17 protein-coding genes and 1 pseudogene are annotated in these 23,337 nt (G+C 35.3%); 15 read left to right on the top strand and 3 right to left on the bottom strand.

The window, feature by feature from the left end; all coding sequences use genetic code 11:
- Positions 1 to 266 precede the first annotated feature (266 nt).
- Positions 267 to 482, top strand: a complete 216-nt coding sequence (locus tag M3205_RS08130) for a hypothetical protein (RefSeq protein WP_159863059.1) — start codon at positions 267 to 269, stop codon at positions 480 to 482.
- Positions 483 to 1,125: 643 nt separating this feature from the next.
- Entirely contained in the window at positions 1,126 to 3,138 is a 2,013-nt protein-coding gene (locus M3205_RS08135; RefSeq protein ID WP_251169445.1) for a penicillin-binding transpeptidase domain-containing protein, read from the top strand.
- A gap of 36 nt (positions 3,139 to 3,174) precedes the next feature.
- Here M3205_RS08135 and M3205_RS08140 read toward each other — a convergent pair whose 3' ends face one another.
- Positions 3,175 to 3,417, bottom strand: coding sequence for an excalibur calcium-binding domain-containing protein (locus M3205_RS08140; protein WP_251169462.1), 243 nt, complete (start codon positions 3,415 to 3,417; stop codon positions 3,175 to 3,177).
- A gap of 250 nt (positions 3,418 to 3,667) precedes the next feature.
- Between M3205_RS08140 and M3205_RS08145 the strand changes: the two genes are divergently transcribed.
- The 12 genes and pseudogenes from M3205_RS08145 to M3205_RS08200 all read left to right on the top strand — a co-directional run bounded on the left by M3205_RS08145 (position 3,668) and on the right by M3205_RS08200 (position 19,279).
- On the top strand, positions 3,668 to 3,823 hold the full coding sequence (locus M3205_RS08145; RefSeq protein WP_251169446.1) for a hypothetical protein: 156 nt from the start codon (positions 3,668 to 3,670) through the stop codon (positions 3,821 to 3,823).
- A 254-nt stretch (positions 3,824 to 4,077) separates the two neighbouring features.
- On the top strand, positions 4,078 to 5,871 hold the full coding sequence (locus M3205_RS08150; protein ID WP_251169447.1) for a glycoside hydrolase family 26 protein: 1,794 nt from the start codon (positions 4,078 to 4,080) through the stop codon (positions 5,869 to 5,871).
- Position 5,872: 1 nt separating this feature from the next.
- Positions 5,873 to 6,133, top strand: coding sequence for a penicillin-binding transpeptidase domain-containing protein (locus tag M3205_RS08155; RefSeq protein WP_311315718.1), 261 nt, complete (start codon positions 5,873 to 5,875; stop codon positions 6,131 to 6,133).
- Positions 6,134 to 6,475: 342 nt separating this feature from the next.
- Positions 6,476 to 7,360: a UTP--glucose-1-phosphate uridylyltransferase GalU gene (galU, locus tag M3205_RS08160; RefSeq protein ID WP_251169448.1), complete on the top strand. Its 885-nt coding sequence runs from the start codon at positions 6,476 to 6,478 to the stop codon at positions 7,358 to 7,360.
- Positions 7,361 to 7,405: 45 nt separating this feature from the next.
- A complete protein-coding gene (tagD, locus tag M3205_RS08165; protein WP_251169449.1) occupies positions 7,406 to 7,798 on the top strand; it encodes a glycerol-3-phosphate cytidylyltransferase in 393 nt (130 codons plus the stop codon).
- A 57-nt stretch (positions 7,799 to 7,855) separates the two neighbouring features.
- The gene (locus M3205_RS08170; RefSeq protein ID WP_251169450.1) at positions 7,856 to 10,345 is read left to right on the top strand and encodes a glycosyltransferase; all 2,490 of its coding nucleotides are present in this window, start codon (positions 7,856 to 7,858) and stop codon (positions 10,343 to 10,345) included.
- A gap of 40 nt (positions 10,346 to 10,385) precedes the next feature.
- A complete protein-coding gene (locus M3205_RS08175; protein WP_251169451.1) occupies positions 10,386 to 13,034 on the top strand; it encodes a CDP-glycerol glycerophosphotransferase family protein in 2,649 nt (882 codons plus the stop codon).
- Positions 13,035 to 13,099: 65 nt separating this feature from the next.
- Complete coding sequence (gene galE, locus M3205_RS08180; RefSeq protein ID WP_251169452.1) at positions 13,100 to 14,062, top strand: UDP-glucose 4-epimerase GalE; 963 nt, start codon at positions 13,100 to 13,102, stop codon at positions 14,060 to 14,062.
- Positions 14,063 to 14,548: 486 nt separating this feature from the next.
- Positions 14,549 to 15,379, top strand: a complete 831-nt coding sequence (locus M3205_RS08185; RefSeq protein WP_251169453.1) for an ABC transporter permease — start codon at positions 14,549 to 14,551, stop codon at positions 15,377 to 15,379.
- Positions 15,380 to 15,395: 16 nt separating this feature from the next.
- Positions 15,396 to 16,184, top strand: a pseudogene (gene tagH, locus M3205_RS08190) (teichoic acids export ABC transporter ATP-binding subunit TagH); the annotation flags it as partial.
- A gap of 145 nt (positions 16,185 to 16,329) precedes the next feature.
- Positions 16,330 to 17,937 (top strand): teichoic acids export ABC transporter ATP-binding subunit TagH, encoded by a 1,608-nt coding sequence (gene tagH / locus M3205_RS08195; protein WP_251169455.1) that lies wholly within the window; start codon positions 16,330 to 16,332, stop codon positions 17,935 to 17,937.
- Positions 17,938 to 18,241: 304 nt separating this feature from the next.
- On the top strand, positions 18,242 to 19,279 hold the full coding sequence (locus tag M3205_RS08200) for an acyltransferase family protein (RefSeq protein WP_251169456.1): 1,038 nt from the start codon (positions 18,242 to 18,244) through the stop codon (positions 19,277 to 19,279).
- 261 nt (positions 19,280 to 19,540) lie between these two features.
- Here the strand turns inward: M3205_RS08200 and M3205_RS08205 are convergent, their stop codons facing one another.
- The gene (locus M3205_RS08205; protein ID WP_251169457.1) at positions 19,541 to 20,476 is read right to left on the bottom strand and encodes an LCP family glycopolymer transferase; all 936 of its coding nucleotides are present in this window, start codon (positions 20,474 to 20,476) and stop codon (positions 19,541 to 19,543) included.
- A 276-nt stretch (positions 20,477 to 20,752) separates the two neighbouring features.
- Between M3205_RS08205 and M3205_RS08210 the strand changes: the two genes are divergently transcribed.
- Positions 20,753 to 23,134, top strand: a complete 2,382-nt coding sequence (locus M3205_RS08210) for an N-acetylmuramoyl-L-alanine amidase (protein WP_251169458.1) — start codon at positions 20,753 to 20,755, stop codon at positions 23,132 to 23,134.
- A gap of 57 nt (positions 23,135 to 23,191) precedes the next feature.
- Here the strand turns inward: M3205_RS08210 and M3205_RS08215 are convergent.
- Positions 23,192 to 23,337, bottom strand: a 146-nt coding sequence (locus M3205_RS08215; RefSeq protein ID WP_251169463.1) for an IS3 family transposase, incomplete at its 5' end; no start/stop codon positions are given.

The following is a 23,337-nucleotide window of genomic DNA, read 5'->3' on the forward strand; positions in this document are numbered from 1 at the left end:
ACGTTTGATTGAAAGTTTCTACTATAAAATCACCTAAAAGGAAGCGCTTTTTAAGTAAATGGGAACATGTAATAATCAACATCCTGAAGAGGAGTTATTTATATATTATTGTAAATTCTTGCAGAAAAAAATCTTTTCCTGGGAAATTTCTGAATTCCATGTCGAAACTTAAAAAAGTTTAGCGTAGAAATTTTCCTGGTTTAATAGCCGCTCTAAAGGGAATTGGTTTTAATGAGAGACAAATTCAAAGAAAGAGGTGAGCATCTATGAGACCCTTATTTGGAACAGTAGAATATTTTGAACAAAAGATTGATACGTATCTTAGAAATAAAAAAATAAAAAATAAAGAAAAGCATATAAAAGATATCGTATCAAAGCTGGAAAAAGAAATCCGCCATGACTTCATCTGCCACGAAAGAATAAAGAAAGAATGCCTCAACAATCTATTTAAAGTGTCCAAAAGAACAGCTGCCATACAGTAAAAAGAGCAAATCGAGACTGATTAGTTTTGTAGAAGTAATTGAGTTTAGGGGTTAGATCTTAGCTTAATGCCTCGTTGTTATTCTCACTTATTATAATCCCACAGAATCGTCCATTCATCTTATTCTTTCCCCACAAAGATATCCTGCGATATCAAAGTTTCCATATTTTTCTTTGAACGTTTGAATGACTGTAAGCTTATAACCTCCTTGGTGGCGGTGTCCTCCTTGACCCAGTAGACCCTGGTAAAGATCCAGGAGAAGATTCTAAAGAGCACGGAGGTTCCGATAATAGCCCTGTTTCAGGAAAAACCCCAGCTCCAGGCTGCAAGGCGTATCCAAATCCCGCTGATAAAGTGAAAAATAGTGCAGCTAAAGAAAAGGCCATAGATCTACTGACATTGCTTGCAGCTTCAATAGAAAAAGAGTATAAGAAATTTCCGTAAAGCTCTGTGAAGAGAATCTTCTTCTTGGGGTTTTGATATTTTAAAACATGCTGGCTGAATAACAGCAACAGACAGATAAATCTGTCTGTTGGAAATTAATCACAGACTTAACATTAGGTTCTGAATTTCATTTAGGTAAATGGTTTAGTATTGGAATCACTCCCATTATAAATGGTAAAATGTAGGAAGGAGGGATTTCCATGAAGAAATGGTTGATTTTACTTATTTCTATTCTATGCTTGGCAAGTTTGAGCGGATGCAATAAAGAAGTTAAGCCCCAAGACCGTTTTGCCCAATACGTTGAGCATTGGAATAAGCAAGAGTTCGATGAAATGTATGGGTTTTTATCAGAGAGCACCAAGAAGTCTATCAGCAAGAAGGACTTTGTGGAGCGCTATGAGAAGGTATATAAAGATTTAGAGATTAGCAAGTTGAAGATTACATATAAACCAGATATGGAAAAAGAATATAAGAAAGAAGAAAAGGCTGCTCTTCCATTTTCAGCTTCTATGGATAGCGCAGCAGGGGAAATTGAGTTCACTCATGAAGCAAACCTTGTGAAGGAAGAAAAAGAGGATGAGGAGAACTGGTTTGTTGCATGGGATTCAACGTATATTTTCCCGGAGCTTGGACCTGAGGATAAAATTAGCTACAGCACCGTTCCGGCACAGCGCGGGGATATTGTGGACCGCACAGGTGACCCGCTGGCATTGAACGGAACTTTATATGAAATTGGTGTTGTCCCTGAGCAAATGGAAGGCCAAAAGGAGCAGACAATTAAGGGTCTCTCATCTGCCTTGGGCATCTCGGAAGAACAGATTAACAAGAGCTTGAATGCAGCCTGGGTACAGCCCGGATACTTTGTACCGATTAAAAAAGTGTCCCCGGATGACAAGGCGACATTGGATAAAGTGTTTGCCTTAAAAGGTGTTTTGAAACAGGATGTTAAAGGAAGAGTTTATCCATTCGGCGAGGCATCGGCTCATTTGGTTGGTTATGTAGGCCCCATTACAGCTGATGAACTAAAGAAGAACGAAGGAAAAGGATATTCCTCCACTGATATCATTGGAAAAAGAGGATTAGAACAAGTCCTGGAAGAACGGCTGAAGGGAACAAACGGTGTCAAAATTGGCATTACAAAGAAAGATGGATCTGAAGTTGTACTGGCAGAAAAACCTGTGAAAAATGGCGAAACGATTGAGCTGACGATTGACATCACTCTTCAAAAACATCTTTATGAAGAACTGAAGGGAAGTCCTGGAACTTCTGCAGCAATTAATCCGGTAACAGGTGATACGCTTGCTTTAGTCAGCAGTCCAAGCTTCGATCCGAATGAGGCTTCGCTGGGCTTTACCGCAGAAGAATGGAAGTCCCTTGAGGAGAACAAAGATATGCCTCTCATGAACCGATTCAAGCAAACTTATGCTCCCGGGTCTGTGATGAAGCCAATCACAGGGGCAGTTGGTCTTGCTGAAGGAACACTGACACTTGATGAAACCATTAAAGTGAAAGGCCTAAAATGGCAGAAGAGCAAATCATGGGGAAGCTATCAGGTAACGCGTGTTAAAGACCCGAACGGGCCTGTTGATTTTGAAAAAGCAATGATGTACTCAGATAACATTTATTTCGCTAAAGAAGCACTTGATCTTGGAAAAGAGAAATTCTCTGCAGGCTTAAAGAAATTTGGCTTTGAAGAGGAGATTCCATTCCCATTCCCGATTGAGGCATCACAGATTGGCGGTCTGGACAGTGAAATCAAACTGGCAGATTCAGGCTATGGACAGGGAGAAGTGGAGATGAGCATCCTGCATCTGGCAGCAGCCTATACCCCGATTGTAAATAAAGGCTCCCTTATAAAGCCAGTATTAATGGGAGAAGAAGAAAAGAATCAGGTGTGGAAAGAAAATATTATCAGTGAGGAAACAGCCAATACTGTTGAAGCAGCTATTACCAAAGTGGTTCAGGAACCTTCCGGAACAGCTCACTCAGCGAATATGAAGGATTATCCGCTTGCCGGTAAAACAGGAACTGCCGAGCTGAAAAGAAGTGCAGAGGAAAAAGGACAGGAAAATGGCTTGTTTGTTGCCTATAATCCCGGAGATCCTAACCTGCTGATTGCGATGATGATGGAAGGCGTTGAAGATAAAGGCGGTTCAAAGGTTGTCGTGGAAAAGGTTAAGAAGGTCTTTGAAAAAAACAAAGAACGGTTTTAAAGAGAAAAGGGAAGCAGCTGGCTGCTTCCCTCTTTGTTATCTTTCACAGGCAATCTTGTCCTTGTCCCTGTCTTTTGACTTGTTGGCATCGTAAAGTTTTGCAGATACATATGGTTTATATTTTGTTTTTCCGCCTTTATTCTTAATGCTGGCAGTCCTGGCTACTCCGCCTTTATAGTCCTTATTTAGCTCTGTGCAATTTTTATATGTCTTGATTTTGGCAGTTTTCGCAGAAACTGCCGGGCTAAGAGACAGTGAGGCTAAAAGGCATAGTGTAATGATGGCTGGTAACAACTTTTTCAGAATAAGCCCTCCTATTTTCCTGAATATGTAATAAATATAATTTGTTTTTATCAGAGGTTCAATGAAAATTTAAATCTATCATATCCAAAAAGTGAAGGGATATTCAGAGTCTCCTAAATAAGGGGATTTTTTTATAGAAAAAATTTTTCACATTTTTCGATATTCATTAGATAAATATATTCCTATACATAATCTACTAATTTAAAGGTGGGTAGAGTAATATAGTTTGACAGCCGAAGATAAAGCTGGCAGCAAAGTAATGGAATTTACTAAAGCCGCCAAATCAGGCAGCTTTTCTGTAAAGATAGCCAATCAGAAAGCGGGGAAAATCCTGTACGTCTATGCAAAAGATAATGCAGCACCGGGAAGTCAGCAAAAGTAACAGTGAAGAAGCGTTAATCAATTGAAGGGGAAGGCAAAGGCCTTTCTCTTTTTTATGTCGCTTAGATAGTAACAAACCTGAAAGAAGCCCTCGATGCGAACCTTGGTGCATAAAGAAAACAGCATTGAAACATCCTATTTACAAACATTTTCTATAAATTAACAGAATCTTTACAGCGGTTCATCAGGCCAATTGTTAGAATGAGGGTAAGCTAAGCCTTTTGATCAATTATTTGAAAAAGAAAGGATTTTAAAATGTCGAAACGAAAGCTAGTCCTCTCGATTGTAGCTGCATTTTTCATCATTATCCTATTTGGAATTATGATTATAGAGCCTGCAGAACTTTGGAATAGAATCAAACAAAATAGCGAGGAGCTCCAGGGCGTATATTCTGACAGTATCGTGTTTGACGGCAATCATTATAAATTACATCATCCTATTGTTGAAAAGAACGGTGTCCTCTATATGTCACTGCCTGATTTAGATGCTATCACATCAGTGAAAACAGTGGAAAAAGAGAATCACCTTACCATTCGGTATAAAGATAAAAATCTGACATATGACAATGGATATATCCAAGAGTGCAGTCTGGCTAAAGAAGAGCTGTGCGGATATGAAATAATAGATGACACTATCTATTTTCCCGATCAGTCTGTCGAAAAATATTTGGGGTTTGATATCGATTTCTTTTATGAAAAGCAGACGAACACCGTCTCTATAAAAAGTCCAGAGGAGCAATCCAAAAAACCTTACGATCAGGAACTGGGCTCAACAATTTTCGTACATAAGGAAAATGTGCCAGCTGAAAAGTATGAACCGAGAAGCGGCATTTACCTGGGCGGCTATGTTTTGCAGGATGAATATATTAATACGAGCATGAACACATTCAACAAGCTTACAGGAAAAAAACATGCCTCCTATTTCAGATATGTCGGGTATGGAAAGCCGTTTCCCAAGGAGTGGGCTGAAGAAGTCATCTCAGCAGGAGGGTTCCCGCAAGTTGCATGGGAGCCGAATAGTGGTCTGGATGAAGTGAAGGATGATGAGTATTTGAGGCAATTCGCAAAGGATGCCGGTGAATTGAAAGCTCCAATCCTTTTGCGATACGCAAGTGAAATGAACGGAACCTGGACCTTTTATTCGGGTCATTCAGGGAAATACATTGAGAAATGGAAATTGGTGCATGATGTAATGGAGGAAGAAGCACCTAACGTTATGATGTTGTGGAATGTCTTCACCATGCCGGAATATACGATTGCTGAGTTCTATCCGGGCGATGATTATGTCGACTATGTTGGTGTGAATATTTATAACGTTTTCTATCATAATGATAAAATCGAGGTAAAGTCTAATTTTGAAGACCCGTTGCGCTTATTGGACTATGTCTACAATACTTATAGCCATAAAAAGCCCATTGTCATTGGCGAGTATGGAGCAACCAATTACACATTAACAGATGGGAAGCATCATGACGAATTCGCAGTTGAAAAGATAACCCGGATGTATAAATACCTTCCAGAACTATATCCGCGTGTTAAATTTATTTACTATTTTGATGTGAATAACCTGGTTAATGCGCCGGAAGGAAGGAAAATCAATAATTACGCCATAACAGAGAAAAAGAGTATTCTCAATGCATACTCAGACAATATAAAAACAGATCAGTATTTATCAAAAGTAGAAGAGAATCCAGTTAAGGATGAGACTTATTCGTACAGGGACTTTCTCTTTTACTATGATGGGAACTTATACGTGGATTTTCAATTTGTACGGGATTATCTGGACATGGATGTAAAAGAAGAAAATAAACAAGCATATGAAGTAGTCTTCAAAGGAGAAAGCCTAAAAGTAAAAAGGGAGATTTTGAAAATAGATAAAGCTGCTTTTTTTGAAAAGAGAGAGATAAAGGGTCTTCCGCTTATAGAAATTCTAAAGCATTTCGAAATAAAGCATGAATTTCAAAATGGAGACTTGCATATCTTTTTTTGTTGCGTAGTAAAAAAGTTCTGGTTAATTAGAAATAAAATATATCCAAGGTTGGTAATTTAATATAAAATATTCTCCGTCCGGAACGGCACGCTTAGCAAAAATGAAAGACTACCCGCTTGCAGGGAAATCGGGAACAGCCGAATTAAAGCGCAGTGCGGACGAAAAAGGGCAGGAAAATGGCCTCTTTGTTGCTTACAGTCCGGAATCTCCGAAACTTCTAATGGCTATGATGATTGAAGGAGTGGAAGACAAGGGAGGTTCTAAAGTGGTTGTGGAGAAAGTGAAGAAAGTGTTTGAGAAGCATCATAAAGATCGGTTTTAATCACTGGAGGTGAAGCAGGCTGCTTCACCTATTTTTATGCATAGTCCGAAGTATAGGAGGATATCACAATGAAATAAAGTAAATGAAAACTAAGCCTGTTAAAGAAAAATCAAAATGGATAAAAATACCTACATTAATTCCGAAAAAGAGTTTCCATATGACGCACATGTAATGATATTATTAACATTGTTACAAATGTTTTACATATTATGATATAATTAAATGGATTTTGGAAATATAAGACTTTAATGGTATTTTTTACTATATTGCAATAGTTATATGAGGTACGAAAGAACTAATAAAATATTAATCTTCCAAAGATAGATGGGGAGGCCATTCATTATGAAACGAGTAAAGAAAGCAATTATCCCAGCTGCTGGATTAGGAACTAGATTTCTTCCTGCAACAAAAGCCATGCCTAAGGAGATGCTTCCTATAGTCGATAAGCCAACAATTCAATATATTATTGAAGAAGCGGTAGCATCAGGAATAGAGGATATCATTATTGTAACAGGAAAAGGAAAGCGCGCTATTGAGGACCATTTTGATCATGCACTAGAATTAGAACAAAGTTTATTGGATAAAGGCAAATTAGATATTTTAGAGAAGGTACGTTATCCTTCTAACCTTGCAAATATCCATTATATTAGACAAAAAGAACCAAAGGGATTAGGTCATGCAGTGTGGTGTGCAAGAAACTTTATTGGAGATGAACCTTTTGCAGTATTATTAGGAGATGACATTGTTCAAAGTGATGTTCCTTGTGTGCAGCAGCTAATAAACCAATACAAGGAAACAGGTTCATCTATTATAGGGGTACAACAAGTTTCTCATAGTGAAACTCATCGATACGGGATAATTGACCCGTGTACAATAGAGGGAAGACGTTACCAAGTCAGTAATTTTGTAGAGAAGCCTGCCCAGGGAACTGCTCCTTCAAATTTAGCTATTATGGGGCGTTATATTTTAACACCGGAGATTTTTGAATTCCTAGAATTGCAAGAAACTGGTGCTGGTGGGGAGATACAATTAACGGATGCCATCCAAAAATTAAACCAAGTACAACGTGTTTTTGCATATGACTTTGAAGGACATCGACATGATGTAGGTGAAAAGTTAGGTTTTGTTAAAACGACAATTGAGTTTGCTTTACAGCATGAGGAATTACGATATGATGTTCTAGAAATAATGAAAGAAATCCTAAATACAGAAAAAATTCTTAATTAGAATTAATCTCTTGGAACATTAATTAATACCAAAGAGGTGTATATATTGAAAAAAGTAATAACCTACGGAACTTTCGATCTGCTACATTGGGGCCACATTAATCTATTAAAACGCGCGAAGGATTTAGGGGATTATTTGATCGTAGCAATATCAACAGATGAATTTAATAAGTTGAAAAATAAAAAATCCTATCACAGCTATGAAAACCGTAAATTTATCCTGGAATCAATAAAGTATGTTGATGAGGTTATTCCTGAAGATAGCTGGGAGCAAAAGATTCACGACGTTATAAATAAGAAGGTTGACATATTTGTTATGGGGGATGACTGGGAAGAGGAATTTGATTTTTTAAGGGCTTATTGTGAAGTTATTTATTTACCAAGGACTAAAGGTATCTCTACTACAAAAATTAAAGAGGACTTATTTACTTTAGCATAAATGGCACATTAGTTAAAAATATTAATTACTGAAAGTTTGCAAGAGGTGAGATGAGATTTGTGGAAAGTCATTAGAAAAATTAAAACGGCTATAGGACTTCTTATCAAGCCTTTTAAAGAAATGTATATTGATAAAAATTTTCAGAGATCTGTGAAATTCACAAGGTTATATAAAAAAAGCAAAATAAGAGATAATGTAATTTTATATGAATCCTCCTATAGTACAGCTATAGGAGATAGTCCATATGCTATTTTTAAAGAATTGGTTAATAACTCCGAATATAGCCATTATAAGCATATTTGGGCAGTTGATTCAGAAACTAATATTAATAAGGGTATATTTAAGGAATCTGAACTTAAAAATGTAGAATTTGTTAGGGTGCATAGCAATAAATACATAAAGGGACTTGTATCAGCCAAGTATTTAATTAATAATTGCGCCTTCCCAACATATTTCCAAAAAAAAGATGAGCAAGTTTATGTTTACACTGTCGATGAGATAGTTGGTGAGTTAGTAATAAAAAATGGAGATCAAAGTCTCAGTGAATACAATAATAAACAAAGAAACCTTTTTCAAAGCGATTATATTTTAATGTCAAATAAATCAACTGCAGAAACAGTAGTTGATTATTATAGACTAGAAGGAATTTATAACGGAAAAATCATTCTAGAAGGTGCTCCTAAAATGGATCTCCTAATAAATACAGACTGTAAGAAAGTCAAACAATACTTATCAAGTATTTTAAATATAAATTTAAATAAGAAAATTGTGTTGTTCTCTCCAAGTATAAGTGAGGATAAAGAGAATATTGAAAAATATATTATATTTATTAATGAACTAAATCAAAAACTATCAGAAGAATCTTATCAGCTACTTGTAAGAGATCCTTCAGGTGCATTTAACAAGTTAATAGACGACAATTTTAAACATAATAAGATTTTTATACCAAAATGGGTTGAGAATAATGAACTGCTATCAGTAATTGATATATTAATTACTAATAGTTCAGGGATTATTGGTGACTATTTAGTTACTAATAAACCGATTATCTTCCTTGGAAATAAAGAGGATAATGAGGTTGTTGAAGGAGTTCTAGGCCCATTTTGTGAAAATTCAGAAGAAGTTCTGAAAACCATTAAGGAGATTCATTTATACTCTGGCTATTATAGTAACGTACGAAATAATTTTCTAAAGACGAGTAGTATTTCATCTTTAGATGGAAAAATAACAAAAAGAAACATAAACATTATTTTTGGTCTTAATCAAACTGACAATTACTATGAAATAAAAAATACGAAAAAGAATTTACTTTTTTACTGTGGTGGGTTCTTAAACAATGGAATTACTTCTTCAGCAATAAACCTTTTGGACAATATTGACTATTCAAAATATAATGTAGTAGTTATTGAAAGGGAAAAATTTGACAAGGTGTTTGAAACCAATATTGAAAAATTAAATAATAATGTAAAGAAAATATTCAGAGTTGGAGATATGAATATGGATTTCAAAGAATATTATTCCCATGAATATATAACAAAAAAAGGGCTGATAAATCCTCAATTACATAAATTTATACCAAATAAGTTATATCAAAGAGAGATTGATAGATTATTTGGGAATATTAAATTCGATATAGTAGTTGATTTTAGTGGTTATGTCCCTTTTTGGAGTTTGCTATTTGCTTGTGGTGATTTTAAAAAGAAGTACATTTATCAACATAATGACATGTTAGCCGAGAGTAAAAAAATAATAAATAACAAGTTCAAACATAGATCAAAAATGAATGTTATTTTTCCTCTTTATAAGTATTTTGATAAAGTTATCTCTGTCTCTGAATATATAAGAGATGAAAATTTAAAAAATTTAAAAGAGTATATACCTGATGAAAAAGCTGTTTTTGTTCATAATTCCATCGACTATAAAAAAATACTTAGACAAACTCTCGATGGGGATATAATAACAATTTCAACAAAGGATTATTTTTTAGTAAATAATTCATTTAACTTTGGAAAGTTAAATATTGAAGGAATAATGTTGCCGTCTGATAAAAACATTAATTTTATCAGCATTGGCCGGCTTTCTCCAGAAAAAGATCATAGAAAGCTCATTTTAGCTTTTTCTAAAATTGCTAAGATTCATAGCTATGTAAGGTTATATATTGTAGGAGAAGGACCGTTAGAATACGAACTTAAAAAGCTTTCATCAGACATTGGATTGAAAGATCAGGTTATTTTTACTGGACAACTTTCAAATCCTTTTTATTTTGCAAACAAATGTGATTGTTTAATACTTTCTTCTAATCATGAGGGACAACCTATGACTTTATTAGAGGCATTGGTTATTGGGTTACCTATTATATCTACAAATATTCCTGGATCAAAAAGTTTACTGGAAAATGGCTACGGGGAATTAGTGGAAAATAGTGAGACTGGATTAATTAATGGGATGGATAAATTTATAAAAGGTAAAATTAAATCAAAGAAATTCGATTATATTAGCTATAACCAAAATGCATTACAAATGTTTTATGAAAAAGTTTGTAGTTAGTATCTTTTTTTGGAAAAAAACCATAAGGAGTTATATAGAAGTGGCAAATAAAATGATTATTCCAATGAAAAAAATAAAGCGAATTGTTGAAAGAATAACAGGATATAAAATTACTGTTTCTCCTGATTCGAGGAAAAGAAAAAAGAAAAGTAAACTAAGTTTATTAATTGACACTGAATTAATAGAAAAAAAGGATGTAATCTTTGCAAGAAATAGATCAATAAGTTCTGGTAGTGAAAGAAAATATAGAACAAATACGAGTTTTAGAAGAGAAGTTGACTATACAACTTATTACGAAAATCTTGAAATTAGAGACAATACAATCCTGTATGAGAGTTTCCATGGTAAAAATATGAGTTGTAATCCTTTTGCTATATTTAAAAGTTTGGTAAAAGACCCTGAATTTTCTAATTTTCATCACATCTGGGCACTGAATGATCTAAATAACTGTCCGCAGGAATTTATCGATTTACCTAATGTAGAATTTGTAAGTATTAATAGTGATGAATACCTGCGTTATATAGCAAGTTGTAAATATTTAATTAATAATACATCCTTTCCGCCTTACTTCATTAAAAAAGATGGGCAAGTTTATGTTAATACTTGGCATGGAACCCCATTAAAAACTCTAGGTAAAGATATGAAAGGTACATTGGGTCAGCATAAGAATCTAATGAGAAACTTTCTTCAAACAGATTATATAATTGCTCCGAACAGGTTTACTGCTGAGAAAATAATTGATTCCCATGATTTAAGAGGAATTTATCAAGGAAAAGTAGCTGAAATTGGTTATCCAAGAATTGACTTGTTATTTGAAGAGAGTCAATACGTAAAGAATGAACTCGGTATAAAAGGTAGAAAAAAGGTAGTTCTCTATGCTCCCACTTGGCGTGGGGAGGTAGGGAATGTAACCGGAGAAATTAATAAAATAATTTATGATATTAAATTGTTAGAAGAAAAATTAGGTAGTAAATATCAAGTTATGTTAAAAGTTCATTCCTTGATGCAGAAATTTGTTAAAGAAAATAATTTGGATCTTAATATTGTGCCAGATAATATTGACAGTAATGAACTATTGAGTTGTGTAGATATATTGATTACTGATTACTCCAGTATTTTCTTTGATTTTCTAGTCACAAAGAAACCTATTATTTTTTACGCTTATGATCAAAATAAATACAAAAAAGAAAGAGGATTTTATTTAGACTTAGAAGAAATGCCTGGTCCCATTTGTCTTGAAATATCAGAGGTAATTAAAGAAATATATGCTGCTCAAAATTACAAAGAGACATATAAGGTTCAATTGGAAACTTGTATAAAAAATTACGCAAGTTTAGAGAATGGCAATAGTACAAAACGCTTCATTGATACTGTATTTAAAAACTCTAATGAATATTCTTATCAAGTTATAGATAACAAAAAGAATATTTTAATTTATTGTGGAGGATTTTTAAATAACGGTGTCACCACATCTGCTATTAACCTAACGAACAATATAAATTATGAAAAATTTAATGTTATGGTGGCTGATAAAGCAAGTTATGATGAAGAAAGTGCCAAAAACTTCAATAAATTAAATGAAAACGTTAAGAAATATTATCGTGTAGGCAGTATGAATGTATTATTAGAAGAAGTTGAAAAACAAAACTATTTGTTTAATTATGGAGCCGAGTCGTTCTATTCAAATGGAGCTGAAAATTATTTAGATAATGACATTCTGAAGATGTATAATAGAGAATTTAAAAGAATGTTCGGAAACTCTAAATTCGATATTGTTATAGATTTTAGTGGCTATGTAAAGTTTTGGACTTTGTTATTTGCAGCAAATGGAGCTAATAAAAAATTAATATTTCAGCACAATGAAATGATGGAAGAATATAAAAAAATAGTTGACGGTAAGTATAAACATAAAGAAAATCTTAATGTGATATTTCCAGTTTATAACTATTTTGATTATATTGTCTCCGTTGCTCAGCATACTAGAAATAAAAACAAAAAAGAATTGGAACATTTAGTTTTAAATAGTGAAGAAAAGATGGTATGTGTCCATAATTCAATTAACTATAAATATGTTTTTGACTTATTGGAAAAGAGAAATACGATAACTATTGGAAATAAGGAATTTTATTTAAAAGAAAATTCAATAGAAAATAACATCCTAAATATAAAAGGAGAATTAATCCCTGATAATACTCTTTTTAACTTTGTTACCATGGGCAGGATGTCACCAGAAAAGGATCAGCAAAAATTAATACATGCTTTCGCAAAGTGCTATGAAAGAAATCAAAATATCGCATTGTATATAATAGGTACTGGTGAATTAAGGAGTGAGCTATCTACCTTAATAAGTTCTCTTGGGTTAGAGGAGAATGTACACTTAGTAGGACAGTTAGATAATCCGTTTCCTTTAATCCATGACTGTGATTGTTTTGTTCTCCCATCAAACCATGAGGGTCAGCCTATGGTATTGCTTGAATGTTTGATATTAGATAAACCAATAGTTGCCACGGATATACCGGGGAACAGGAGTGTTCTTGAAAATGGCTATGGCGAGATTGTTGATAATAGTGTAGATGGACTAGTAATTGGTATGGAAAAGATTATGAATGAAAAACCAAATTATAAAGTTTTTGACTACAAAAAATATAATAAAGAAGCCATGAATATGTTTTATAAAATTATCAACTAAGAGTCACAAATCCTTAGTCTTTTAGCATATTCTATTTGGACAATTCAAACAAAGGGGTTATTTTAGTGATTTTAATAGTTGGTGGGGCAGGCTATATTGGAAGCCATTTAGTAAAAGAGTTAGTTAAAAGTGAAAAGGTTATTGTTTTAGATAACTTAACAACAGGATCTCGTTCGTTAGTAGACTCACGAGTTGATTTTATAGAAGGAAATTTAGGTGATGAGAATTTATTAAATAAAATATTTACTCAATATCCAATTAAAGCAGTGATGCATTTTGCTGCAAGTAGTCTAGTCGGCGAATCAGTATCGAATCCATTTAAGTACTATAAAAATAATGTTTCAGAAACTTTAACTTTACTAAACAGCATGGTTGAGCATAATGTGAAAAACTTCATATTCTCATCAACAGCTGCCACGTATGGTATTCCCAATATGGATTTTATTGATGAGGAACATTCTAGTAATCCAATTAATCCTTATGGTCGTTCAAAGCTGATGGTGGAAAAGATCTTGCAGGATTTTTCAATTGCGTATGGGCTAAATTATGTTGTTCTGCGCTATTTTAATGCTGCAGGAGCACATGAGTCTGCAGAGATTGGGGAGAGTCATGACCCAGAGACACACCTAATTCCAATTGTTTTACAGCACCTGTTGGGACAGCGTGATAAAATTACGGTTTATGGAAATGATTATGATACACCTGATGGTACTTGTATACGTGATTATATCCATGTAACAGATTTAGCGAATGCTCATATTAAGGCTTTAAATGCGCTGTTAACTGAACTTAAAAAAACCGCTACTTATAATCTTGGAAATGGCAAAGGTTACTCAGTAAAGGAAATTATAGAAACCTGCGAGAAGATTACTGGTATTAAGGCTAAAGTAGAATATGGAGACCGCAGAGCGGGGGATCCTTCAAGGCTTGTCGCATCATCTAATAAGATATATAAAGAATTAGGATGGCGGGCAGAAATGGATCTGGAAAAAATTATAGAAAGTGCTTGGAAATGGCATAATCGTTAAGCCGATGTCTAACCCGAATAAATTGGATGTTAAGGTCCGATTGTTCGGGTTTTTCTAGTATGTGTACGTAGGGGGCTGTAAATTTATCGGAAACAGGCATTTACCCATTGCACTTTAGGCAAAGATGACTGATCAAAAATGGTCTCAATTTCAGCAATCCAAGAGGCTATAAATAACGCTTTCAAAAAGAGCATTAAGTAAGTTCCTTGCCTATTAGGATAAAAATAACAGTAAAAGAATCCATCAAGCGATTGAAAGTTTAACTAGATAAAGGTATCATGCTACTATTGCAATAAATGATTTTTTTAAATTAGTCTTTAACAGGGTAGAATCTTACCTAATAAAAGTGGATTATTGTATGTAAGTTACAAACTGTAAAATTAATGGGTTGAACGTATACTGATGATTTTACTTTATTTATTCTACTAAAAAGTGTATTATTCAAATGAATTTATTTGACATTATGAACTCAGGAAGGACAAACAAATGTATTCTGTTATAACAGTTATTAAAGAACAAATAAAAAGCTTTTATCTTGTCAGGCGATTATCTGTCTATGAAATGAAAAGCGCCAACCGAAATAATTACTTGGGGAATTTATGGGAAATTATTAATCCGATGATCCAAATTGCTATCTACTGGTTTGTGTTCGGTTATGGAATTCTCGCTGCGGGTGGCCGGGGAAAAGTGGATATGGGTGGGGAATTAATACATTATTTTCCATGGATGCTTTCCGGAATTGTTCTGTGGTTTTTTATAAACCAGGCCATTACCTTAGGTTCCAAATCTGTCTATACAAGAATTAACATGGTATCCAAAATGAGCTTTCCCATGAGTGTCATACCGACTTACGTCATTTTCTCAAAACTGTATCAGCATATCATGCTGCTTGCGGTCGTTCTTGTTATCTTCCAGTTTCTCGGTTTTCCTATAAATATTTATTATCTTCAATTGCCATATTTTATGTTTGCCACTGTGGTGTTTTTAGTAGCATTTGCTTTAATAACTTCCACTTTGACAACCATTGTCAGAGACTTTCAGATGCTGATTCAATCCCTAGTGCGGATCTTGATTTATTTATCGCCATTCTTGTGGCCTCCTTATGATTTGAAGCCTGACATCATTCCTTTGCTTATGAAAATTAACCCGATTTATTATCTGGCAGAGGGATATAGAGCTGCAATCCTGGGACTGTCTTGGTATCCTGTTGAAAATTGGGAGTATACTTTATACTTCTGGGGAATAACAATACTGCTGCTAATTTTTGGTTCCATTTTACATGTCAAATTCCGGGATCGGTTTGTAGACTTTTTATAATCGGATGTGATGGAGCATGACAAAAACTGTTGTTTTAAAAAATGTAACAAAAAGATATAAAATGTATGGTGATACAAAAGAAAAGCTGCTCGATATTGTTTTACCAAAAAGTTATGGTGAAGATTTTTATGCCCTTCAGAACATTAACTTCGAAGCGTATAAAGGAGATGTTATAGGCTTTATTGGAATAAACGGGTCTGGTAAGTCTACACTATCCAATGTTATTGCCGGTATCATTCCTCCAACTTCAGGTACAATAGAAGTTAATGGACAAACCGCCTTAATTGCTGTAGCGGCCGGTTTAAATAATCAATTAACTGGCAGGGAGAATATAGAATTAAAATGTCTCATGCTTGGGTTCAGCAAGGCTGAAATTCAAAAATTGGAGCCTGAAATAATAGAGTTCTCGGAAATAGGGAAATTTATCGACCAGCCTGTCAAAACTTACTCAAGCGGAATGAAGTCCCGCCTTGGTTTTGCCATTTCCGTTAATATCGATCCGGATATTCTCGTCATTGATGAAGCCTTATCGGTAGGGGATCAGACGTTTGCAGAAAAGTGTCTCAATAAGATGAACGAGTTTAAAGAACAGGGTAAAACGATCTTTTTTATTAGCCATTCAATTGGACAGATGAAAAGGTTTTGCGAAAAGGCATTATGGCTCGAATTTGGCATGGTTAAGGATTATGGCCCGATGGAGGAAGTTATGCCTAAGTATGAGAAGTTCTTGAAAGAGTATAAGGGCATGTCAAAGAAAGAAAAGAAAAAGTTCCGTGAGAATGCATTGAAAAGACAAAGTGGGGAGCTTATAAAATAAAGCACCTAAAGGCAGGATCTTAGATTCTGCCTCTTTTTTGTTAAATTGTTCCTTATTATATTCATCTAGTACATGTATTTTTGATATAGTTAAAGAGTATGTGAAAATTCAAATCTATTTTTGGAGAGTAAAGATGAGCCATTCAGTTAGTTTTAAAAAGGTGACAAAAAAATATAAAATGTATAACAAAACGTCTGAAAAACTATTGGACATACTGATACCAGACGGATTTGGGGAGGACTTTTATGCGCTCCAAAATATTAACTTTACTGCTGAAAAAGGAGATGTTATTGGGATCATTGGTGTCAATGGTGCAGGCAAGTCTACTTTATCTAATTTGATTACAGGGGTTATCCCTCCCACTTTGGGTGAAATTGAAGTCAAGGGCCAAGCCTCTTTAATTGCGATAGCCTCAGGTTTGAATAACCAGCTGACAGGCAGAGAAAACATTGAGCTTAAATGTCTTATGCTTGGCTTTAGCAAAAAAGAGATAAAGGAACTTATGCCAGAAATTATTGATTTTGCGGATATCGGCAAGTTTATTGATCAGCCAGTAAAAAGCTATTCCAGCGGGATGAAATCTCGACTTGGTTTTGCTATTTCTGTTAATATCAATCCAGATGTTTTGGTTATTGATGAAGCGTTGTCTGTAGGTGACCAGACCTTTACCGATAAGTGTCTTGATAAGATGAATGAATTTAAGCAGAATGGTAAAACAATCTTTTTTATCAGCCACTCAATCGGCCAGGTGAAAAAATTCTGCCAGAAGGCTCTCTGGCTTGAAGCAGGGGAAGTAAGAGCATACGGCAGTATAGAAGAGATTGTTCCTCAGTATGAAAAATTCCTTAAAGAATTTAAGGCTATGTCAAAAAAGGATCAAAAGAATTTTAAGCAGCTCGTTTTAGAAAAAAGAAGTAAGCTTCGTGAACAAGAAAAGGGAGAGGAAGAAAAAATCCCGCGTGGACATTCAAGGTCTGGCAGGAAAAAGAGTGGGACTCTTGTCCGCTATATGAGACGTGCTGTAATGGCTATATTGGTATTCGCTGTTTTGCTGGGGGGTGCCGGTTATATGGCGAAATCAGGGGTATTATCTTATTTTGATAATAAAAGTGCTGGATCAGAAACTGTAAACACCGTGGAGAATAAAGAGGCTGCAGGGAAACAGGGAATAGCCTCCTCGCAGACAGAAGTTAAGCCTGATATTCGTTATGTAAAGTTTTCAAGTGTGAATATAAGGGAATTACCTGATATTAATAGTAATGCGATAGGTATTGCAAACTTTGGGCAGTTCTTTGAAATAAAAGATTTACAGGCAGATAACAGAGGGACTGAATGGTTAAAGGTTAATGATTTAAATGGGAATCAAGGATGGATCAGCAGCGGGACCATGTCTGCTGTAAATAACCCAAAGAATGATGAGGAACTTGCAAATGCTATTGACCAATTAATAGGCTTTTACCCCTCGTTGAATGATGCTATACCGATGATTGGAAAAAGGCAAGGCAATGAAGAGGCATTTAGCTATACAGAATATATGTATATAAATGAACTGGTTCATCAATTTACTATCAATGTTAGTAGTTCATCAGAAACTGAGGTCATCAAAAGGCTTGGAGAACCTGATATAAAGGATCAAAATATGTTCCTATATCATGGAAATGAATACGATTTTATTTTTACAGTATTGGAAAATGGTGCAATTGAGTCTCTCTCTGTTTCTCGCAATCAGCTTGAGACATAAATAAAGTCTTGTCCCCGGCCATAAACCGGGGTCTTTTAATTTTTTTGAATTATTTTAACATATTTGTAATGAAATTTAATGCCTAGTAATATCTCATGAGAAAATCCCATTAATATTGAGAAACATCATAAATAAAAACGAAATATAAATGTATATTTTTATAAAAATTGTGTGTATATGGAAGCTAATTGTATCTATATGGAAATGTTTTCGACTTGGAAAAAATATCAGTTTGACGAGGTATCATCATATCCTATATATTTTGTGAGAAAGCAACTTATTATACAAAATAGAGGGGATACCTTTGATAAAAGAATGGAATCTATTACGCTTCGTTGCGTGTTTAAGCATAGTCCTTCTTCATAGCACTACACAATCTGCTCGGGAGCTTGGTTATCCCGGTACCGAAATATATCAATTTTTCAGGATTTTTCTTTGTTATGCAACTCCTGCTTTTATAGTTCTATCTGTTATTATTTTGGCTAATCGTTATCCTGATAAGCTTCCTGAGAAATTCTGGATGAATAGGATGAAATGGATTTACGTTCCTTTTCTAATATTTGCTATTTTAGATGCTATTATAGGAAAGTATTTTAACCCTAATTTAATGGTGGGACAGAAAATTTTGGATAATATGATAACAGGTAAATTTGTGGGATGGTTTATTTTGGTTATTTTTCAATTTTATTTTTTGCACTATCTAGTCGTTCGTTATAAATGGTCATTAAAATGGCTTTTTCCAATTAGTATGATTATTATGTTCGCCTACTCATTCTATGCTTTGGAAAACCCGGTATCACTTGAAGGATATTCCCATCTTCTGAAATTACCGTTTTTGGGATGGTTCGGGTATTTTACAATTGCTTTCATAATCGGAAAGCATTACAAGAAAATTTCTCTATTCTTATATAAATATCGATGGCGGACACTTCTTGCTCTAGGTATATCTATTCTGTATTTATATGGGTCATTTGAATCTGGAAACGTAGCAGTAAACTCGAGAAGACTGGACTTGTATCCGCTTGTTATATCTGTAAGTTCAGTCATTATTGCCTGGGGACAGAAAATACCTAAACTTAATTTCATAGACCTTGTAAGCAGTTATTCTTTTGGTATTTACCTTGTTCACTGGCAGGTATTGCGTTTTCTTGCACCTTATACAGCTGAATACTTTACCAATCCGCTTGGACATGTCCTATCTTTATTTGGTCTTACACTGCTGATTTCTATGATGATCATAAAGTTAATCACACTAGTACCTTATGGGGATTTTATTATTGGAAAAGTGAAAAAGAAGAAAACAAAAGAAACACAGGTGGGGAATCTTCCAAGTGTGGCTTAAAAATAAAAGGCTCTTTTCGTATAAATTGTTGTTTTTCGCTTATCAATGTTGTCCGTTGATTTCCGTTCCAGGATGCTCGCTTTCCACGGGGCGGGCGGTGAGCCTCCTCGACGCTACGCGTCTGTGGGGTCTCACCTGTCCCGCTACTCCCGTAGGAGTCTCGCACCCTCCACTACAATCAACTCAGTAAATATAATATAAATAGCAACAAACTTTGCGAAAACAGCCAAATAAAAAGAGAAAGGGAATTCCCTTTCTCTTTTAGTTTTGCAGTTCTAAATGAGTTTTTAATTCTTCCTGAACCCGTGCTTGTTCCTCTTGAGGAACAATTAAATACCAAACCTTATTAATCGTTTGCCCTGTACCCTTGAGTGTCATTTGTTCTATGTTCCCCGCGGCAGACTTGTAATTTTTCTGGATATCCTTCATTTCATTAAACGTCATGTTTGTACGGACATTTTTCCCTAAAGCCTCGAAAATGTCATCATAGTTGGTTAACGAGTTAACGCTTATACCTTTTTTAATAACACCTTGTATGATTTGGCGCTGCCTATTTTGACGTCCGAAGTCTCCTTCAGGGTCCTGCTTTCTCATTCTTACATAGGCAAGTGCCTCTTTTCCGTTCAGGTTATTAGGTCCTTCGTTAAATTGATAGCCGCCCTGTGAAAAAGCCTTGGAGTTGTTAACGGTCACCCCGCCAACGGCATCGACTATATCCTTAAACCCTTCCATATTGACCTTAAGGTAGTAGTCAATTGGAATGTCCAAAAAGTTTTCAACAGTCGCCATTGCCATTTCTTCGTTGCCAAATGCATAGGCATGATTAATTTTATCCTCAAACCCTTTGCCGATGATCTCTGTTCTTGTGTCACGAGGGATGCTAAGCATCTTCACTGAGTTTTTATTTGGGTTGACACTTAAGACAATCATCGTGTCAGAGCGTCCTTTATCCCCTTTGCGCTGATCGACACCCATCATTAAGACAGAAAAGGGTTCTTTGTTTGCTAAAGTAATGTCTTCCTGCCGTTTATCAGACTTATGTTCCACAGGCTGATGCATCGTTTCTACTGCATCGGTTAAAGATTTATATATCATAAATCCATAACCTAAACCTGCGAGTATAATTAACAAAAAAATGGAACCAACGATTTTAGGCCATTTTCTTCTCTTCTTACCTTGTTTATATTCTGATCTCATTTGATTTCCCCCATGTTTTTACAAAAAATTTACCCTTGATTTACAGAATACCAAATTTCTACTATAAAGAGTATATAAATTTTAGTCAATTATAAGAAAAAATAAATAGGTTGATTGTCCTGATAAATTTAAAATTTATTAATGTAAATAGTGTTAGGAATATATGACCTTCTTTGAAATTATGTTAATATATTCCTAGATTGAAAACGGACGTTTTTTGTCGAATCTTGATGCTAGAAGTCTGTTTTATTATTTAAAAAGGGGGAATTACATTTCGTGGATAAAAAAGCAAGAATGTATGTTTGTTTTATGATTATATTTGTTATGGTCTTTTCTGCCTTTCCGGCAGGTGTGCTGGGAGAAGGTTCGGGAAGTCATTCCATGGCTTCTGTGGTTTCAAAAAGTGAACAAAACGTCCCACTATTGCAGGATCCATCGGAAGAAAGTGACCTGGCTGCGAGCATACCCGCTAACTCAACTGTTGAATTATTGGAACCTGACCTTGAGTATTGGCTTGTGGCTTATACAGATCCTGAAACTGAAGAAGTCATTTCCGGGTATATCCATGAGTCATTTGTCCATAGCGACAGCGAGTCAGGGATACAGGATCTGACAGAAGAGACAGCAGAGACAGCAGATGAGATTGCTGCTCAAGAAGGATCATCAGAAGAACAGCAGGAAGAGGACTTACATAGTGCTAGTGAAGGTCCGATTGAAGGAAGTGCTGAAGCTGAACAGCCTGATTTAGAGAAGAATGAAGGGATTGTCACAGATAATAACGAATCGTCTGAAAGAACAAATGATAGTGGAAGTAAATTCACTACTACTACTGCGAATTCAATCTCTATTTCAGCTAATATAACTGTCAGTGGAATTGCCCTTAAAGCCCCAACCCATGTATACTCTGCTAATAATTCCGACTCTGATATTTTAAAAAGCTATCCCCAAGGGACCATGCTGAAGTATACCGTTTCAAATACAGACTGGTATTCATGTACTGTATTTGTAAACGGGAAAGCAACAGCAGGTTATATCAGAAAAAGTGATGTTGAAGAGCCTGTAAATCCTCAAATTGATTTAAGAGGAGTGGTAAAGAACAGTAACCTTATTGTCTATTCAAAGGCTTCCTCATCTTCTGCTCCTCTAAAAAGCTACGCAGAGGGCTCAATTTTGAAGTTTAAAACATTTACATCAGACTGGTATGAAGCCACAGTCTATGTGGGTGGTAAAGCAGTGACAGGGTATATTAAGAAAAATGATATCATTTTGCCTGTCCCACCGCCAACAGCCAAAAAAGGAATTGTCAAAGCAAGCAGTTTGAATGTGTATTCCAAGGCAAGTAAGTCTTCCAGTGTTTTAAAAAGTTACCCGGAGGGCGCTTCCTTGCAATTCAAAACATTTACAGACGATTGGTATGAAGCCACAGTCTATGTAAGTGGCAAAGCTTCTACAGGATATATACATAGAAGTTCTGTCATATTGGAGGGGACACCTCAAGCTGAGCTAACTGGAATTGTAAAACCTGTCAGTCTTAATGTATATGCAAATCCATCTGGCGGTTCCCAGGTTCTTAAAAGATATACAGAGGGATCTGTCCTGAGAATAAAAACTTACACCGATAATTGGTATGAGGCCATAGTTTATATAAACGGCAACCCCCGTACGGGATATATCAAAAAAGGGGAAGTCTTAGATCCGGATGCTCCGCAAAAAGATTTAACAGGTATTGTCAAGGTGCTTAGCCTAAACGTTTATTCTTCCCTTTCGAGGACATCTGGAGTTCTGAAAAGCTATGAACTAGGAAGGGTACTTAAATATAAGACATATACTGATAATTGGTACCAGGCAATAGTTGTTGTTAATGGCAAGGGCTTAACCGGTTATATTCACAAACAGGATATTGAAAACAGTGTATCTTCCCCGGTTTCATTAACAGGAACTGCACAAGATCCATCAGGAGTAAGAGTATACTCAAGAGCATCTTCCACCTCTGATGTTTTAAAGTCTTATCCAAAGGGTTCCAAATTAAAATATAAGACCTTTACATCTGAATGGCACCAGGTCACAGTCTATATTAATAGCAAGCCGGTGACAGGGTATATTAAAAAGACTTCTCTGGAAAAAGGATTAAAAGGGAAAGTAATCGTTGTGGATGCTGGACATGGCGGAGTGGATAATGGGGCTAAAGGTGTGGAAAAGCTCTTGAATTTAAAAACTGCCATTCAGCTGGAATCCCTGCTTAAAGCAGCAGGGGCTAAGGTAGTCATGTCACGTACGACCGATGTATATTTATCCCTTTCTGAAAGGGTGGAAGTCAGTCATCAATATAATGCAGATGCGTTTGTGAGCATCCATTATAATTCAAATCCTAGTCCCAGCCCGCATGGAATTGAAACCTATTATTGGGCAACGAATGTAAATGAGCTGGTCATGGCAAGATACGTTCAACAGGAAGTTATTATGCAGACTGGTCTATATGACCGTGGTGTCAAGACTGGTGACTTTCATGTTATTAGAGAAAATGGAAATGCAGCTATTCTGGTCGAATTGGGCTTTTTATCAAACCCTGCTGAGCTTGAAATTGTCTCAACAAGTGCATATCAGAAAAAAGCAGCAACTGGGATTTATAAAGGGCTTGAAAAGTACTTTAACCTATAATAAAAAGATCCGGCCATATTGAACTGTGCCCCGATTTACGGACAGTTTAAAAAGCGCCTATGCGGCTAGTAAATGGCCCCGGTATTGCACCGGGGTCATTTTATTTAAGCCCCATTGATAACGATGCTGGTTATATTCCTCGATCACTCGATCCACTTCTTTTCTAACATCTCCTAAATTATCTAATGATTTATACTCTGCTA

The organism is Cytobacillus firmus, assembly GCF_023715565.1.
Classification (GTDB): Bacteria; Bacillota; Bacilli; order Bacillales; family Cytobacillaceae; genus Cytobacillus; species Cytobacillus firmus_C.

What these genes read in the sequence shown, in the direction of transcription:
- M3205_RS08150 (WP_251169447.1), top strand. Translation starts at nt 4,078, where the DNA reads ATGTCGAAACGAAAGCTAGTCCTCTCGATTGTAGCTGCATTTTTCATC.
- tagH (WP_251169455.1), top strand. Translation starts at nt 16,330, where the DNA reads ATGAGCCATTCAGTTAGTTTTAAAAAGGTGACAAAAAAATATAAAATG.
- M3205_RS08205 (WP_251169457.1), bottom strand. Translation starts at nt 20,476, where the DNA reads ATGAGATCAGAATATAAACAAGGTAAGAAGAGAAGAAAATGGCCTAAA.
- M3205_RS08130 (WP_159863059.1), top strand. Translation starts at nt 267, where the DNA reads ATGAGACCCTTATTTGGAACAGTAGAATATTTTGAACAAAAGATTGAT.
- M3205_RS08135 (WP_251169445.1), top strand. Translation starts at nt 1,126, where the DNA reads ATGAAGAAATGGTTGATTTTACTTATTTCTATTCTATGCTTGGCAAGT.
- M3205_RS08185 (WP_251169453.1), top strand. Translation starts at nt 14,549, where the DNA reads ATGTATTCTGTTATAACAGTTATTAAAGAACAAATAAAAAGCTTTTAT.
- galU (WP_251169448.1), top strand. Translation starts at nt 6,476, where the DNA reads ATGAAACGAGTAAAGAAAGCAATTATCCCAGCTGCTGGATTAGGAACT.